Annotated in this window: 14 protein-coding genes; 1 reads left to right on the top strand and 13 read right to left on the bottom strand. The window is 65.1% G+C overall.

What is annotated here, in order from left to right:
• Window positions 1-14: 14 nt before the first annotated feature.
• The gene (locus tag HED64_RS08465) at window positions 15-1,760 is read left to right on the top strand and encodes an HNH endonuclease (RefSeq protein ID WP_168151605.1); all 1,746 of its coding nucleotides are present in this window, start codon (window positions 15-17) and stop codon (window positions 1,758-1,760) included.
• A gap of 3 nt (window positions 1,761-1,763) precedes the next feature.
• Here the strand turns inward: HED64_RS08465 and HED64_RS08460 are convergent, their stop codons facing one another.
• From HED64_RS08460 to HED64_RS08400, 13 genes are all read right to left on the bottom strand, one after another.
• Window positions 1,764-3,470: an alpha/beta-hydrolase family protein gene (locus HED64_RS08460; RefSeq protein WP_168151604.1), complete on the bottom strand. Its 1,707-nt coding sequence runs from the start codon at window positions 3,468-3,470 to the stop codon at window positions 1,764-1,766.
• A gap of 256 nt (window positions 3,471-3,726) precedes the next feature.
• Window positions 3,727-5,232, bottom strand: a complete 1,506-nt coding sequence (locus HED64_RS08455; RefSeq protein ID WP_168151603.1) for an FAD-dependent oxidoreductase — start codon at window positions 5,230-5,232, stop codon at window positions 3,727-3,729.
• Window positions 5,233-5,330: 98 nt separating this feature from the next.
• On the bottom strand, window positions 5,331-6,629 hold the full coding sequence (gene cobA / locus HED64_RS08450; RefSeq protein WP_168151602.1) for a uroporphyrinogen-III C-methyltransferase: 1,299 nt from the start codon (window positions 6,627-6,629) through the stop codon (window positions 5,331-5,333).
• Window positions 6,630-6,673: 44 nt separating this feature from the next.
• Window positions 6,674-7,582 carry an ABC transporter permease gene (locus HED64_RS08445; protein ID WP_168151601.1) on the bottom strand — a complete coding sequence of 303 codons (909 nt, stop codon included), beginning with the start codon at window positions 7,580-7,582 and terminating at the stop codon, window positions 6,674-6,676.
• On the bottom strand, window positions 7,572-8,294 hold the full coding sequence (locus tag HED64_RS08440; RefSeq protein ID WP_168151600.1) for an ABC transporter ATP-binding protein: 723 nt from the start codon (window positions 8,292-8,294) through the stop codon (window positions 7,572-7,574). Before HED64_RS08440 ends, HED64_RS08445 begins: the two co-directional genes overlap by 11 nt.
• On the bottom strand, window positions 8,291-9,418 hold the full coding sequence (locus HED64_RS08435; RefSeq protein ID WP_168151599.1) for an ABC transporter substrate-binding protein: 1,128 nt from the start codon (window positions 9,416-9,418) through the stop codon (window positions 8,291-8,293). Before HED64_RS08435 ends, HED64_RS08440 begins: the two co-directional genes overlap by 4 nt.
• 64 nt (window positions 9,419-9,482) lie before the next feature.
• Window positions 9,483-10,913, bottom strand: coding sequence for a sulfate adenylyltransferase subunit 1 (locus tag HED64_RS08430; protein ID WP_168151598.1), 1,431 nt, complete (start codon window positions 10,911-10,913; stop codon window positions 9,483-9,485).
• Window positions 10,913-11,866, bottom strand: coding sequence for a sulfate adenylyltransferase subunit CysD (gene cysD, locus HED64_RS08425; protein WP_168151597.1), 954 nt, complete (start codon window positions 11,864-11,866; stop codon window positions 10,913-10,915). Before cysD ends, HED64_RS08430 begins: the two co-directional genes overlap by 1 nt.
• Before the next feature lie 47 nt (window positions 11,867-11,913).
• Window positions 11,914-12,636, bottom strand: a complete 723-nt coding sequence (locus tag HED64_RS08420) for a phosphoadenylyl-sulfate reductase (RefSeq protein WP_168151596.1) — start codon at window positions 12,634-12,636, stop codon at window positions 11,914-11,916.
• Window positions 12,633-14,348: a nitrite/sulfite reductase gene (locus HED64_RS08415; RefSeq protein ID WP_168151595.1), complete on the bottom strand. Its 1,716-nt coding sequence runs from the start codon at window positions 14,346-14,348 to the stop codon at window positions 12,633-12,635. Before HED64_RS08415 ends, HED64_RS08420 begins: the two co-directional genes overlap by 4 nt.
• Window positions 14,349-14,424: 76 nt before the next feature.
• A complete protein-coding gene (locus HED64_RS08410) occupies window positions 14,425-15,162 on the bottom strand; it encodes a sirohydrochlorin chelatase (protein ID WP_168151594.1) in 738 nt (245 codons plus the stop codon).
• Window positions 15,159-15,929, bottom strand: coding sequence for an SDR family oxidoreductase (locus HED64_RS08405; protein WP_168151593.1), 771 nt, complete (start codon window positions 15,927-15,929; stop codon window positions 15,159-15,161). The genes HED64_RS08410 and HED64_RS08405 overlap by 4 nt, the downstream gene beginning before the upstream one ends.
• 64 nt (window positions 15,930-15,993) lie before the next feature.
• A complete protein-coding gene (locus HED64_RS08400) occupies window positions 15,994-16,392 on the bottom strand; it encodes a DUF488 domain-containing protein (RefSeq protein WP_168151592.1) in 399 nt (132 codons plus the stop codon).
• Window positions 16,393-16,413 lie beyond the last annotated feature (21 nt).

Raw genomic sequence — 16,413 nt, 5'->3', positions numbered from 1 at the left:
GCATGCTGGTGGACATGGAAACACACGAACCACTCACGCTCGCGGCGTTGGAGGCGATCACCGCACTGTTGCCCCGCGCAGGCTCCGACCCAGCCATCCAGAGTCAGTCCGATGCCGATCCCGCACCGGATGACTTGCGCGTGCTGGGCCTATTGGTTCCTCTGGTTCGTCTCACACTTGACCGCTCGGCAGCCACGGTTCGCTCCTCACCGGTACGCGCCGCTACGTTCGTAAAACTCACCGAAGATCTCTACCGGCAAACGGGCTACGGTCAGCTGCTGGCCACCTCATCGGCTACCTCCGCCGCCCTTCACACCATCACCGAAGAATCCTTGGCCGCCGTTAATCAGGCACTGGCGACGCCCAGCGACTTCGCCTCTTCCGGGATACTCCCCCACGATGTGCCAACACCATCGGGACACCAACCGCTCTACCGGGATGAAACAGATTTTCTCAGTGCACAACACAACCTCACCCATTTTCAGGCCAAGCATCGGGTACGCAGCGCGGAGAACCTGTTGCCACGTACCGGGTTTAACGGCCGCGAACTTCCACCCAAGTACCCGCTTTTGGGTCAGGTACTTACCGATGCCGCTGCGGACCCCAAGGCGCTTGCTACGCTCGCCACGAGGTTTGAAGCATTGGATCCGCAACGTGCCGATGGGCAAGGCGGCCTCACACCTGACCGCGAGTTGGAGGGCGAGCTAGCCGCGGCGGCACGCACTCGCAACGCTCAGGGAACGGCAAAACTGCTCAAGGACCAGGCCAAACGCCTCGATGAGCGACGAGTTGCCACGGAGCTATTGGGAACCGAAGACCTCTTTATCGGCGCCCACTACCTCGGCCATACAGCCAAGGGCTACGAATACAAGGTCATCACCACCGCGGAGGGCCACGAATTACTGGCCACCGCGGCTGACATCCTCAACAGCCCGAGGACCAAGGCCGGAACTGTGCCCCGGGCCCCCATCGATGAGGCTCCAACAATCCCCGAATGGGCCATCGACCCCAAGGTTCCGGTCGATCAACGACCCACGGCCGAATTCACCGACGTAGGCGTGCCCGTCCAACTGGATCCAACCATAAATATGCAACCCGGCGAGAGCATCGAACAAGCACTCACACGGCAGCGAGCCAAACGCCTTCACCAATTTATGCTTGATGCCTTGCGTAGTGCCACCGCCCCACCGGAGCCCGGCGCTGGCAGCACCGATGGCACCATCACCGGATCAGCTGGTGAGGATCAAATGCCGCTAGCCCCCAACTTCACCATGAATGTCACCGTTGATCTGGCAACGTTCATGGGCCAGCTAGAGACTGCTGGTCTCACCGATCACGGCGAGGATATTTCCGCAGCAACCTGCCGACGCATCGCCTGCAATGCCGGGATCATCCCGATTGTTTTGGACGGCACGGGCGTCCCGTTGGAACTGGGGCGCACACGCAGATACTTCAATCGGGCTCAACGCCGAGCCATCGCGGTGCGAGATAAGGGATGTATCAATCCCGGCTGCACCATGTCAGCGAATCGCTGCGAGGCGCACCACCTTGATCCCTGGATGCTGGGCGGGCGGACCAATGTCTCACGAGGCTGTCTGCTCTGTCCGGCATGCCACCAGAGTTATCACGCAGGAAAGTTCCGGATTGAAATGATCCGCGGGATCCCGCATGTGCTTGCGGCCAAGTCCCGGGATCCGCAACAACTGCTGCGGCGAAACTGGATCTTCTTCCCCGCCATCAGTCCCCTTCGGGCGGCCTAGGCATCACTCCCAGATCGGGTCATGCGTGTTGATGCCCGCGATGATTTCCTGGACCGCGTCCAGCTGCCGATCACTCAATCCGTGACCGGGAAGCACTTGAGCCCACGCATCAAGGGCCACATCTCCGAAGTTGTGTCCGTGGCTCGGCGGCACCGCCTCGCTGACTAACATGTCGGTCACCAGATGCATGTACGTGATACCGGGCATCCACATCATTGCATCGCTCACGTCCGCTCCGCGGCCGCCTTCCGCTGCACTAGCGCCGAGCCATTCGGGGCGTTGGTATATCACCGCTGGATCAAGCCAGGTGATCGGGTCGGTGGCGTGCTGAAGATAGCCGATCCGCGGTTGTTCCCATGTTCCGGCGGGCTCCAAGAAGTCGCCTGGTTTGGACTGCCAGCGCACATTTTTCCCCTGGTGGTAAATCGGGCGCCAGATGGGGCTGGAGTCATCACGCGTATTCTGCAGCGTACGCCAGGGCTCCGAATTTGCCGGAGGGCCAGTGAACAGGGCGGCATCGGTGCGCTGAAGCATCTCATCTAGACCGGTGAAATGACCCTGCATCCCCGCTGCCCCCAGGCTGAGGCCATAGACGGCAAGCCGGGGCCGCTGCTCCCGCGGAAGCTGTTCCCAGCGCTCATACACAGCATCAAAAAGGGCAGTGCTCGACGCCGCTGCCAGCTCGGGGTCAAAGAGGAAGGACACCCAGCTGGGCTGATAGGAATACTGCATCGAGGCGGTCGCCGTGTCACCGGCGTAGAGGTATTCAAAAGCGGCGATGGCTTGGGGCTCCAACCAACCGGAGCCGGTCGGGGTGGCTACCAGCAGCACCTCGCGCTCAAAGCCACCGGTACGCTCCAACTCATCAACCACCAACGCCGCGCGCTCGAGCATATCCGCGCCCTGAGAAAGCCCGGCATAGACGCGTACCGGGTCAATGGCGGTGCCGGTGATCTTGGCGATGGCATCGGCACTTGGGCCGCCCCCAGCAAAGGCCCTGCCTTGGCGGCCCAACCCTTCCCATGCGGCTGCTGATTCCCCGGAGCCTGATCGGGTGGGAAGAATCGGGCGCACACTGCCATCGAGAGTTCCGGCATCACGCCCTGCGTAAATTTTCCCCACCGTCACCAATCCACCCCCTACTAGCACCGCCGCCAGGAGCACTGTGCTCAGCACCGAGGTAAGCGACCACATCCAGGCAGCTGTCCGCACAGAGCCCCCCGCTTTGGCCACTCGGCGAGCCGCCAGGCTCGCGATGGAAGAAATGCCCCGTGCGATGCCCCAACACAGTACCATCGTGACCAGCGCCGCGAGGACGAATACCACGTGAGCGGCACCATCCACCGGGTCCATCTCCACCAGTGCGCGAACCTCGTTCTGCCAGTGCACCACGATGCTCGCATAGATCAACAGGTAGGCAAAAAGGAGAAAAAGGGCGACCGTGCGCAAGATCCGTGCACTACGCAACGACGGGGTAAAGTTTGCCAACCGCCCGGGCAGCAACATGCGAAGCCACCGCCCGAAGTTCCGCACTGGATTCCCCAGTCCGAAGCCGATCATGAACCATAGCCCAGCCAAGAAGCCTTGAAAGAGCGTGGGGCGAGGAACCAACGACGGCGTGAGTGCCAGCGATGCCAACACCAATCCGCACGCTAGATGAGGCAGCCGCGTCTGTACATTGGTGAGGAAGGGGCCGATGGATTTGATCACGTGGGAGGCGCCTCTCGGGGCAAGGTGTGGCCTGAATTCTGCGGATGAGCTTGTGGGTGCCACCCTGCGTCGCCTGACACTCCACCAGCCCATCCAAAGTCACACGATGCGCTGTATTCACAGCATAGGACACATCATCAGCGGCGTTGTCAGCCGCTAGTGGTGATCACCGCGCTCAAAATTCTCCATGAGCCCGCAACATCGGCAAAATACCCCGCACTTCACCTCTTGCCCAGCACAGTGAGCTGCACTCAACTTAACCCGCCAGAGATGCCGAGGCTTCCTGGGCGGTAGAGGACGCTGCGACCATCTCGGCGCGGTCAACCACCTTGATGCGTTCACGAGTAACCGGACCCCCCTTCGTGGGGGCAGGCTCCGCGGCGGCGCCAAGGGCTTGCTCATGCGCGTCAAGTGCCAGCCAACCTTCCCAGCTGGTGTAGGCCACGGACTTGGCGGCCAGAAGTGCGCTCACCGCATCGGGGGCCGCATTGCTGGCCAGCGGCAGCGTCGAAAGATCGGAGATCAGGTGGGCGATGGTCTCGGCGGCATCCGACTTGGTGTGGCCAATCAGGCCCACCGGTCCACGCTTGATCCAGCCGGTGGCATAGAGTCCCGGCACGTGGGTGCCCGATCGATCAAGCACCTTGCCCTCGTGATTCGGTACGGTGCCGGTGCGCCCGTCGTACTCAATCTCCGGCAAGGCGGAGCCGAAGTAGCCGATGGCGCGGTAGATCGCCTGCACCGGGTAGTGCACCTGCTCGCCGGTCCCGCGTGCCTGACCGGTTCCATCAAGTTCCTGGCGTTCAAACGTCAGCCCCGTGACCTTGCCGTTCTCCCCGGTGACCTCGATCGGAGACTGCAGGAAGTGCAGGTGTAGCCGACGGCGCTGGCGTCCGGCCACGGCAGCGCCCGACGGCTGTGCGACGTCGGCGTTTTCTTCGCGTTCTTCCTGTTCGATGAGCCAGTTGGTCAGCGTGCCGACCATCGTCTTGATCTGGTTGTTGGACTTGATGGCGGCATCGGAGGCGGCATCAAATTCGAAGTCTTCCGGGTACAACACGATGTCCACGTCGTGGCTGTGCGAGAGTTCGCGCAGTTCTAACGGGGTGAACTTCACCTGGGCCGGTCCTCGGCGACCAAAAACGTGGACATCGGTGACCGGGGAATCCTTCAGACCCGCGAACACGTTTTCCGGAATTTCGGTGACCAAGAGGTCTTCGGCGTGCTTGGAAAGCACCCGAGCCACGTCAAGGGCCACGTTTCCGTTGCCGAGTACCGCGATTTCTTTGGCTTCAAGCGGCCAGGTGCGCGGCACATCGGGGTGGCCGTCGTACCAAGAAACGAAGTCAGCGGCACCATAGGAACCGTCCAGTTCGATGCCCGGAATGTTCAGGTCGGCGTCGGTGATGGCGCCGGTGGCGAAGATGACTGCGTCGTAGTGCTCGTTCAACTCCGCCAAGGTCAGGTCGACGCCGTAGTTCACGTTGCCAAAGAAGCGGATATCCCCGCGGTCAAGAACCTTATGCAGTGCCTTAACGATGCCCTTGATGCGCGGGTGGTCAGGGGCCACACCGTAGCGAATCAGTCCATAGGGTGCGGGGTACCTATCAAAAATGTCGATGGCCAGCTCAAAGTCACGCTCCGCCTTGGTGAGGATGTCGGCCGCGTAGATGCCTGCCGGGCCGGCGCCGATGATGGCGACACGCAGCGGGCGGGTGGTAAAGGCGGCGGGGGTCACATCGGTGGCGTTCTGCTGCGTCATGACGGGTGTTCTCCTAGGTAGCTAAAGATTCGAGGTAGGTAGTGGTACTTTTCGGCGGTCAACGGCCAAGTGGTGGTAACGAGCCGGTTGGGGAACGCTCAGCCGACGGGTTGCGGCACGCGGTGCTGCACCCGTCTCGCATCAATGGCGTGGGGTACGGCGGCGGCTGGCTGCTGGCTCGGCTCCAGGATTCCGGCGGCATGCGGGCTGAGCCGCACGACGTCGCCGATCACGATCACCGCAGGGTTTGCCACCCCGATGCGGGTGGCCGTGGCGGCAATGGTGCCCAGATCTCCGATGGTCACGCGTTGATCGGGGCTGTAACCACGTTCGATGATGGCCACTGGGGTGTCGGCAGCCAAGCCACGGCCCAGCAGGGTGGCGGTATTGCGTTCCAGCCGTCCCACCCCCATCAGCAGAACCAGCGTGTGATCGGCCCGTGCGGGCAGTTCGCAAAGCTCGTCGTGCCCGGTGGCCATCGAGAATCCGGTAGCCACACCGCGGTGCGTGACGGGGATACCGGCAGCTGCGGGGACCGAGATGGCGCTGGTGACCCCGGAGATGATCTCCACCGATACACCGTGGGCCCGGCAATAGTCTGCTTCTTCTCCGCCGCGGCCCAGGACAAATGGGTCCCCGCCCTTGAGCCGCACGACGCGGTTTCCCGCGCGGGCCTCACGCACGAGCACCTCGTTGATCTGATCCTGGGTGGCCAGGTGGTCGCCCGGGGCCTTGCCGACCTCGATGATTTTCACCGCAGGGTCCAGTTCGCGCAGCAGAGCGCGCGGGCCCAGCCGGTCGGCGACCACCACATCGGCGGCCGCCAGCAATCGGCGCCCGGTGACGGTGATCAGCCCGGGATCTCCCGGGCCGCCACCGACCAGGGCCACCGATCCGGGGCCGGTGCGCCGGCGGCGCAGCGGCAGTAATCCGGTGTCAGCGGCCAAGGCAATGGCGTTGCGCAGTCCGGCGGCGCGGCGCGGGTCTCCGCCGGCGCTCACCGCAATGGTGATTCCTTCGCTGGTCCGGGTAATCGCCGGGGTCCAGGCGCTGGAGGCCTGGGCATCGGCGGCGTTGATGCACCAGATCCGGCGTTCTTCGGCATCCTGACTCACCCGGGCGTCCAGCGCTGGGTCCCCGGTGGCGGTGTGGGCCAGCCACATGCCCTCCAGGTCCCCGGGCTCATAACCTCGCTGGCGCCAGGTCAGTGCTCCGGACTCGGCCAGGGCACGGATCTCCGGTACCGCAGCGGGAGCGATGACGGTGATACGTGCGCCGGCCTCAAGCAGGGCACTCAGCCGACGGTGGGCTACCTTTCCGGCTCCGACGCAGAGGACGGCCTTGCCCCGAAGGCGCAGCGCTAGCGGGTGGATGGGCTCGCTCGCCGATGCTGACATGGCTTCTTCCTTCGCTTCGTGATGTGCATGGAGGTGGTGCTGGCTCATCGTGAGGCACCGGCCGCTAGTCCGCGGCGGCGCAGCAATCGGCGCTCCAGTGGGGAGAAGACCAGCAGTTCGATGGCGATGCCCACAATGAGGATGGCCAGGATCGCCGACACCACCATGGCCATTTGGGACAGATCCCGGCCCTGCTGCAGCAGCGAACCGAGGCCAAAACCGATCGATCCGCCCACCGCGATGATCTCCGCGGCCATCAACGAGCGCCAGGAAAATGCCCAGCCCTGTTTGAGTCCGGCAAGGTAGCCGGGCAGTGCCGCGGGCAAAACGATGCGCAGTAGGCCCTGCAGGCGGCTGGCACCCAGCACCGTGCCCAGGCGCCGGTATTGCGGCGGGACGGTATCAACCCCGGAGAGCAGCCCGTTGATAATCGATGGGGTGGCGCCCATCAGCACCACAAAGTAGACGGTGGCGTCGGTGAGGCCAAACCAGATGATGGCGGCCGGCACCCAGGCCACGGACGGCAGGACCTGCAGTCCGGAGATCAGCGGGCCGATGCCTCGGCGTAGCGTCGGGACCCCGGCGAGCAGCAGCCCCAACGGTGTGCCGATGGCCAGGGCCAGCAAGAAACCGAGCACCCCGCGCTGGAGCGAGGTGCCAACCGCTTCGCCCAGGCGCCCATCGGCCGCCAATTCGCCGGCGGTGCCCAGCACCTGCAGCGGGCCGGGGAAAAGGTCTTCGCGTGGGGAACCGAACCAGGCGGCCAATTGCCACAGGCTCAGCAGTCCCAGCACGGTGCCCACGGGCAAAAGAATCCGTCCGGCGTTAATACGCGTTGCGACGGGGGCGTCCTGGAGCGAGTCGAGGCCCGCCTCAAGTTCCCTGAGGGTATCGGTTTCCGGCGCCTGACTCTGCGTACGCGGTGCTCCGGAGAGGGTGGGGCTAGTGGGCATGATGGCGGATCTCCTCGCGTAGTGCCTGGGTGATCTCCTGGGTCAGCGCCGCTTGGGCGGCTGGATCGGTGCGGACCAGGGGGTCGATGTCCCATTGCGCGGCCAGGCGGCCGGGGCGTGAGGAGAGCAGCAGAACACGCTGGCCCAGCCGTACAGCCTCACGCACATTGTGGGTCACAAAGAGCACGGTGCGACGTTGCGCCAGCCAGATCCGTTCCAGTTCCTCGTGCAGCAAATCTCGGGTGATTGCATCGAGGGCGGCAAACGGTTCATCCATCAGCAGCACCGGCTTGTCCTGACCCAGTGCGCGGGCCAGGGAGGCGCGCTGGCGCATGCCACCGGAGAGTTCGTGGGGGCGTTTGGATCCGGCGTCGCCCAGGTGGACCAGTTCCAGCAGTTGCTGTGCCTGGTCCTTGCGCTGCGCGCGCGGCACCCCGCGCAGTTGAAGGGCGAGTTCGATGTTGGCCCGTGCGGTGAGCCAGGGCAGCAGTGCCGCATCCTGGAACATAAAGGCGGCTCCGCCCGCCGGCACCGTCACGGCTCCGGCGGTGGGGGGCTCAAGACCGGCGACGATGTTCAACAGGGTGGATTTGCCGCAGCCCGATGCGCCCAGCACCGCCACAAATTCGCCCTGCGCGATGCTGGTGCTGATGGAGGAGAGCACCGGGGCTCCACCGTAGTCCTTGGAAAGTTTCTCGATGAGGATGCTCATGCGTCCGCTCGCTCTTTGCGTGCCCGGGCCAGGAAGGAGTCATCCACCAGAGCATCGAGGTTTGCGGATTCGGCCAAGGACGCATCCACAGCATTTTGGAGCAGGCGCGGGTAGGCCCCGGCCAGCGGGTCGGCGGTAAAGCTCAGGGAGCTCAGCGCCCGGTTGATCACTTTCGGGGCCAGCGGAGCCCCGGCACTCGCGGACAGTTCGGCATTCAACAACGTGCTGACCTCCCGACGATCTGTGGTGTTCAGCCAGTGCAGGGCGGCAAGGTGGCCCCGCAGCAGGGCGTCAACCGTTAGCGGGTGAGCGGCGGCGAAGTTCGGGGAGACGGCGAGCACCGTGGTGGGGAAGAGTCCCGGCGCACCGGTTTCTGCCCCGTCCCAGAGCTCAGCCTCATCGACTAACACCGCGGCGCCGGCCTCCAGCACCAGCCGAGAGGCCCACGGTTCGGGCAGCCAGGCCCCGTCGATGGCCCCGGAGCGGAAGAGCTCGAGGGTCTGGGCGTTGGCCGTCGGGGTGATGGAGACGTCCCCGCCGCGTACATCGGTGCTCAGCCCCTGCGCGGTCAACCAGGTGCGCAGTGCGACATCTTGGGTGCCGCCCAGCTGCGGGGTGGCCAGTGTGGCTGAGCGCAGGACACCAACATCGCTGCGCGCGGCATCGGCCAATTCCTTACGCACCACCAATTGGGCACCACCGGCCGCGGCGCCGGCCAGCACCCGCAAACCGCGCCCACCACTGGAGGCGTAGGCGGCGATGGCCGGGTTGGGCCCCAGATAGGCGGCGTCGATGGCGCCGGCATTCAGCGCCTCCACGGCGGCCGGACCCGCACCGAAGATGCTGGTGGCCACGGTGGTCCCGGAGCCGGCAAGTTCCGCGGCAAAAAGGCCCTTGCTCTGACCCACCAGCGCCGGGGCGTGGGTGAGGTTCGCGAAGTAGCCCAGCCGCAGCGTGGTGGCAGCGGTGGCGGGAGCCGTGGCGGTGGATCCTGGCCGCGGCACGGTGGTGGTGGCAGCGGCTCCGAGGACCAACAGGCCCAGCAGCCCGGTGCCGCCGGCAAGTAGCGCCCGGCGGGCGGGCCCGGTGGCCTGCGCCGCGGCGGTGTACCTGGTGGTATCCATGATCAGCTCTCCTTCGTCATCGAGATGTATAACGTGTATCCAACAGCCCGCATCAGCGTGTGTCTTAGCCCGCAGTCTTCGGGGCTTCGTCCACCAGACCGGCGGCCAGCGTGTTCCCGCTCTGCGGATCAATCACCAAAAACGCTCCGGTCCGGTGGTGGCGGGCATAGGGCTCGGTGGGTAATTCGCGGGCCAAGCGCAGCACCACCGCGCCAATGTCGTTCAGCTCCAGCGTCGCGGCGGGTAGCAACCCGAAGTCCTCCAGATCCAACTTCCCGCGGATCGTGGTGAGCTTGGCGCGCACCGTGGCACTGCCGTGTTTGATCATCACCGTGGCCCCGGGACGCAGCGGCACCGGTGCCAGCCAGCACAGCTGCGCATGCAGATCCGCAGAGGAGTCGGGCAGGGTGCCGGCCGCGGCGATGGTATCCCCACGGGCAATGTCCAGCTCGTCTTTCAGCCGCAACGCCACGGAGGCCGGCGCGCTGGCCGAATTCAGTGCCACCCCCGCGGCGTCGATCCCCACGATGGTGGTTTCCCGGCGTGGTTGCCCGGGGGTGGCGATGGTGACAGGGTCCCCCACGGTGATGGAGCCAGCGGCGATGGATCCGGCATAGGCGCGGTAATCGCGGAAGTCCCCGGCGTCCAACCCCGGCGCCAGCGCGCCTTGGGGGCGCACGACCAGCTGGACCGGGAAGCGGAAGTCCTCGGCCACGGTGTCCTGCTCATCGCGGGTGGGCAGAGATTCGAGCAGCCCCAGCAACGTCTCACCGGTATACCAGGGAGTATGGGCGGAGCGCTGCACCACGTTATCGCCCACCAGCGCGGAGACCGGCAGCGTGTGCGGGGTCGGCAGGCCCAGCCCCGCGGCAACCCGTGCCACGTCCGCGGCGATGCTCGCGAAGCGGTCCGCATCGTAATCAATCAGATCAATCTTGTTCACCGCGATGATCACGTTGGGTACCCGCAGCAGGCCAATGACGCCTAGGTGGCGCCGGGTCTGCTCCAGCACGCCCTTGCGGGCGTCGATGAGGACGATGGCGGCGTCGGCGGTGGAGGCACCGGTGACGGTATTGCGGGTGTACTGCACGTGTCCCGGGCAGTCGGCGAGCACAAAGGAACGCTCGCCGGTGGAGAAGTAGCGGTAGGCCACGTCGATGGTGATGCCCTGTTCGCGTTCGGCGCGCAACCCGTCGGTGAGCAACGCCAGATCCAGGGTGCCGTCCCCGCCGCCGAAACCGTTGGCCGCGGAGGTGCGCGCCAGGGTTTCCAGGGTGTCGGCGAGGACCACCTTGGCGTCGTGCAGCAGCCGGCCGACGAGTGTTGATTTGCCGTCATCCACCGAGCCGGCGGTGGCGAAGCGGAAGAGTCCGCGGCGACCGAGCTGCGCCGTGTTGGTGGTGGTGTCGGTGGTGGTGTCGGTGGTGTCTAAGTTGATGTCCAAGGTGCTATCCAATGCAGTGTCCGCCGGGCTGTCCAGATTCGTGGTGCTCATTAGAAATACCCATCCTTCTTGCGATCTTCCATGGCGGCCTCGGAGATGCGATCATCCGCCCGGGTGGCCCCACGTTCGGTGATGGTGGTGGTGGCGACCTCGCGGATCACCTCCGCGACGGTGTTGGCCTCAGAGAGCACCGCGCCGGTGCAGGACATGTCCCCCACGGTGCGGTAGCGCACCGTCTTGAGCTCGGTCGCAACCCCGGGTCCAGGGGCGCTGAATTCGCCCACGGCCCGCCACATCCCCGCGTGTTCAAAAACCTCACGTTCGTGGGCGTAGTAGAGGGAAGGAAGGGCGATGTTTTCGCGTTCGATGTAGCGCCAGATGTCCAGCTCGGTCCAGTTGCTGATGGGGAAGGCGCGCACGTGTTGTCCCGGGGTGTGGCGCCCGTTGTACAGGTTCCACAGTTCGGGGCGCTGGTTGCGCGGATCCCACTGGCCAAACTCGTCGCGCAGCGAGAGGATTCGTTCCTTGGCCCGGGCCTTGTCCTCGTCGCGGCGTCCGCCACCAAAAAGGACGTCAAATTTATGCTCGGCGATGGCGTCAAGCAGCGGCGTGGTTTGCAGCGGGTTCCGGGTGCCATCGGCACGTTCGGAGAGCCGGCCATCGTCGATGTAATCCTGCACGCGCGCCACCTCCAGGCGCAGCCCCAGCTCGCTGACCGTGCGATCGCGGAACTCGATGACCTCATCGAAGTTGTGCCCGGTGTCCACGTGCAGCACCGGGAAGGGAACAACTCCGGGCCAGAAAGCCTTGGTGGCCAGGTGCAACATCACCACCGAATCCTTGCCGCCGGAGAACAGCATGGCCGGACGTTCAAATTCGGCCACCACTTCGCGCAGGATGTGGATGGATTCTGCTTCCAACGCGTTGAGCACGTCGGTGGCAGGGGTGCTGCTTTGCTGCGCGCGAGCGAGCGGTGGGGTGATCCCCGGTGCGGTGCTGCTCATCTCGGACTCCTTCGAAAGTGGGTACTGGTAGGGGGTGCGGGCCAGGCTCATTGGTGGATACCGCATTCGGTCTTGGCAACCCCGGCCCAGCGGCCGGCGCGCGGATCTTCACCTTCGGCCACCGGGGCGGTGCACGGGGCACAGCCGATCGACGGGTAGCCGTTAGCCAGCAGCAGGTTCACCGGGACGCTGTTGGCCGCGGCGTAGCCGGTGAGTTCATCGAAGTTCCAGGCGGCCAGCGGGTTGACCTTGATCAACCCGTGTGCCTGATCCCAGGTGATCAGCGGGGTGTTGGTGCGCGTCGGTGCCTCCTCGCGGCGGACTCCGGTGAACCAGAGCCGGTAACCGGCAAGCGCCTTGGCCAGTGGCTCCATCTTGCGTAGCTTGCAGCAGGCGGCGGGATCGCGCTGATGCAGTTTGGGTCCCAATTCGGCATCCTGCTGCTCGACGGTACGCACCGGCAGCACATCGATGATCCTCACGTCCAAGGTGGTTGCCACCTCATTGCGGGTCGCGTGGGTTTCGGGGAAGTGATAGCCGGTCTCCAGGAAGAGCACATCGACCCCGGGGAGCTGTTCGGCAACCACCGCCGGGAGCACGGCATCGGCCATCGAGCAGGCGACTGCCACCTGCTCCGTGGTGAAGTTTCGCGCCACCCAGGCGATAACTTCGGTGGCGGAGGCGTCAAAGCCCAATTCGGCGGCACCGGCTTCGGCCAGCGCGCGGTCGGCGGCTATAACCTCGGCGGACTTTGGCTCGGTGGTGCTCATAGGACTTCCTCATCGGCGGCTCGGTGGGACCAGGTGGCGAAGGATTCGCCCTCGGTGGACCCCGCCGAGTAGTTTTCCAGTACGCGCTCGATATAGTTCGGCAACTCATCGGCGGTGACTTTCAGCCCGCGCACGGTGCGGCCCAGGCCGGCCTCCTCACGTGAGCTGGAGGCCAGTCCCCCGCCCAGGTGAACCTGGAATCCGGGACTCATCCCACCGTTGCCATCGGGCAACAGCTGCCCCTTCAACCCGATGTCGGCGGTCTGGATTCGGGCGCAGGAGTTGGGGCAACCGTTCACGTGCAGGGAGAGGGCTGCCGGCAAGCGCACCGCCGTTTTGGCGGCGAAGCGTTCCTCAAGTTCGGCCACCGCGGCGATGGTGGTGTCCTTGGTATCAACGATCGCCAGCTTGCAGTATTCGATGCCGGTGCACGCGATGGCCGAGCGGCGGAAGATCGAGGGCGCCGTGGCCAAACCCAGCGCGTCCAACTCCGCTGCGGCCGCCTTCACCGATGCGGCCGGGATGTCCAGAGCGAGCAGCTTTTGGTGCGGGGTGGTGCGCAGCCGGGTGGAGCCGTGAGACTCCAAGAGATCCGCCAGCTGAAGAAGCAGCGTGCCGGAGAGCCGACCAGCATTGGGCGAGGCACCAATGAAGTAGCGCCCATCCTTCTGCTCGTGGATGCCCACGTGGTCTCCGGGAGTGGTGGGCTTGGGCGGCACCGGTCCGTCGGGCAGCGCATAGCCCAGGTACTCGTTTTCCAGTACCTCTCGGAAGCGCACTGGTCCCCAATCATTCATCAGGTACTTCAGCCGCGCCTTGTTGCGCAGGCGTCGGTAGCCGTAGTCGCGGAAGATCGAGACGACGCCCAGCCACACCTCCGCGGCGCGCTCCGGGCTCACAAACGCACCGAGGCGTTCGGCCAACCTGGCGCTGGTGGATAATCCGCCGCCGACCCACAGGTCATAACCGGGACCGAATTCCGGGTGATTCACGGCGATCAGCGAGATGTCGTTAATTTCGTGCACCACATCCTGGGAGGGGTGCCCGGAGATGGCGGTCTTGAATTTGCGCGGCAGGTTCGCCAGTTCGGGGTCCCCGATGAAGCGTTCGCGGATTTCGGCGATGACCGGGGTCGGGTCCAGCAGCTCGTCCTTCGCGATGCCGGCGACGGGGGAACCGAGAATCACCCGCGGTACGTCTCCGCAGGCCTCGGTGGTGTCCAGTCCCACGGCCTCGAGTCGGCGCCAGATTTCTGGGACATCGACCACGTCGATCCAGTGCAGCTGAATGTTCTGCCGGTCAGTCACATCCGCGCTGTCGCGGGCAAAGTCGCGGGAAATTTCCCCGATGGTGCGCAGCTGCGTCGTGCTCAGGGTTCCGCCATCGATGCGCACGCGCAGCATGAAGTAGCGGTCTTCGAGTTCGTGTGGCTCAAGTGTTGCGGTGCGCCCACCGTCGATGCCGGGCTTCCGCTGGGTGTAAAGACCCCACCAGCGGAAGCGGCCGTGCAAGTCGTCGGGTTCGATGGAGTCGAATCCGCCGTGCGCGTAGACGTTTTCGATGCGCTCGCGCACATTCAGCCCGTTGTCATCGGCCTTAAACGCCTCGTTGGCGTTCAGCGGCTCGGTGCCATCAATCTTCCACTGTCCGTGCGGTTTGCCCGCCGGGCGGGTGGGCCGTGTGCTGGCCGGGGTGTGAGTTGCCTGTGTCATGGCCACGACTCTAGGGGCGCGGCGCCGTCGCCCGCCAACGCCCCCGACCTAACGCGTCATGAGGTCACATGAGGTCCTATTCGGCGTCTTCACAGACCGATTCGCGGGCGTCAGCGAGTCTTGTGGCGACACATTTCGCGATTGTTAAGCTCGGGAGCAGTGTTTCCGAGACATAGTCGGCCCCGGTGGTGGCCAGCCGGTCATGGAAGAATCCGGGGGCAAGCAGGAAGGCGGCAATGCCCACTCGTGTGGCACCGGCCGCGCGCGCCGCCGCCACCGCATCTGGCACCGCAGGGGTGGCAGCCGAGCAATAGGCGATACTCACTTCTTGTCCTAGTTCCGTGGCCAGAAGCTCTGCCATTGCTGCCGCCTGCGCGGCCCCGGCCTGGATACGGGTTCCGGCGGCAGCGAGCACCACCGCATCCCCGGGTTGATATCCGGCCTCGGTGAGGCGCGCTGCCAGCACCGTGGCCAGGCGTGGGTCCGGTCCCAGCGGCGCACTGGAGCTGGTGTGGCTCCGCGTGGCCACCGCGTTCGCGATGTCCACCGAGGTATGAAACCCCTCGGAGAGCAAGAGCGGGGCGACGATGCTTGGCTCACCTGCCGGCAGTGCGGTGAGCACCGATTCCAGTCCGGGCTCCTGCACATCAACATAGGCCTCATGCACCACCGCGTGCAGCCCCTCGGCGGCAAGCTGGGTGGCCAGATCCGCCCGCAGTGCATTGATCAACTGCCGGCCGGTGGGATTATCCGTTCCATGGGCGCAGGCCACCACGTGCAAGGGGCGGTCCCCAGGGGAGAAAGCCTCGCTCATGCCTGGTCTCGGATCAGCTTGTGAGCCGCGGCCTGCGCCACCGGTCGCACCACGATCTCGTCGAGGTTCACGTGGTGCGGAGCGTTCACGGCATAGGAGACGATGTCGGCGATGTCCTCGGCGGTGAGCGGTTTGGCCACACCCGCGTAGGTCTTCGCCGCCTTTTCGCTATCTCCACCAAGACGCCGGAGGGCAAATTCCTCGGTCTGCACCAATCCCGGGAGCACCTCGATGACCCGGATGTTATTAACAACTTCTTCCAGGCGTAGCGCTTGGGTGAGTGCTCGTTGGGCGGCCTTGGCCGCGTTGTAGCCCGACCCGCCCTCGTAGCTGACCAGTCCGGCGGTTGAGGTCAGGTTCAGTACCGTGCCCTCGCCGTGTGCTCGGAGCATCGGCAGGAAGGCGCGAGTGATCTTCATGGTGCCCATGACGTTGGCCTGGAGCATGAAGTCCCAGTCCTCGTTCTTGGCCTCGCCCAGGTAGTCGGCGCCGCGGGCACCGCCAGCGATATTGATCAGGGTGTTGATGCCACCGGCTGCTTCAACGGTGGCCAGTAGCGCGGCCACCTGGTCATCGTCGGTGACATCCGCGGGGACCGATATAGCACCGGTTTCCTCGGCGAGCGCCGCAAGTCGTTCGGCGCGGCGGGCCACGGCAAAGACCTTCCACCCGCGGGCGCTCAGGGCGCGGACGGTGGCTTCCCCGATGCCGCTGGAGGCTCCGGTGACGAGGGCTGCATGCTGAATGGCTGAGTTCTGTGTTGACATGTACAAAGACTATCCAGCCCGATGGTTGATGCCCAAGCACAATGTCGATTCGTGGCGCTGTGCCTTAGTCTGCCGTACCGGGGTTTCCCATCGTGCCAGCCACCTCCGCTTGGGCCTGACGAAGGAAGTCGAGCAGCACTAGGCCGTGGTTGTGCACGATGTCGCGGGCCGCGTAGAGCAGCACCACATCCGGCTGCTGCTCGGCAATTTCCAGCAATCTGCTGGCCCCGGCCGCGGCGGATCCGAGTTCGAGTTCGTGGCGGTAGTGATCGGTGAACTCGCTAAAGTGCTCGGTCTGATGGCTGAAGGCCACACGCAACTCGGTCGATGGGGCCACGTCCTTGGCCCAATCATCCAGCGCCGCACGCTCCTTGCTCAGTCCCCGTGGCCAGAGTCGGTCAATCAGGATCCGATAACCCCCATCGGCCGGTTCATATGCGCGTAGCAAGCGAAAGGTACCCATGGCTGAACCATAGGTCGCGGT

This window comes from Paeniglutamicibacter terrestris, assembly GCF_012271785.1.
GTDB classification, from domain to species: Bacteria; Actinomycetota; Actinomycetes; order Actinomycetales; family Micrococcaceae; genus Paeniglutamicibacter; species Paeniglutamicibacter terrestris.
Note: the sequence above shows the minus strand (reverse complement) of the source record. Positions and strands in the feature narration are given on the sequence as shown.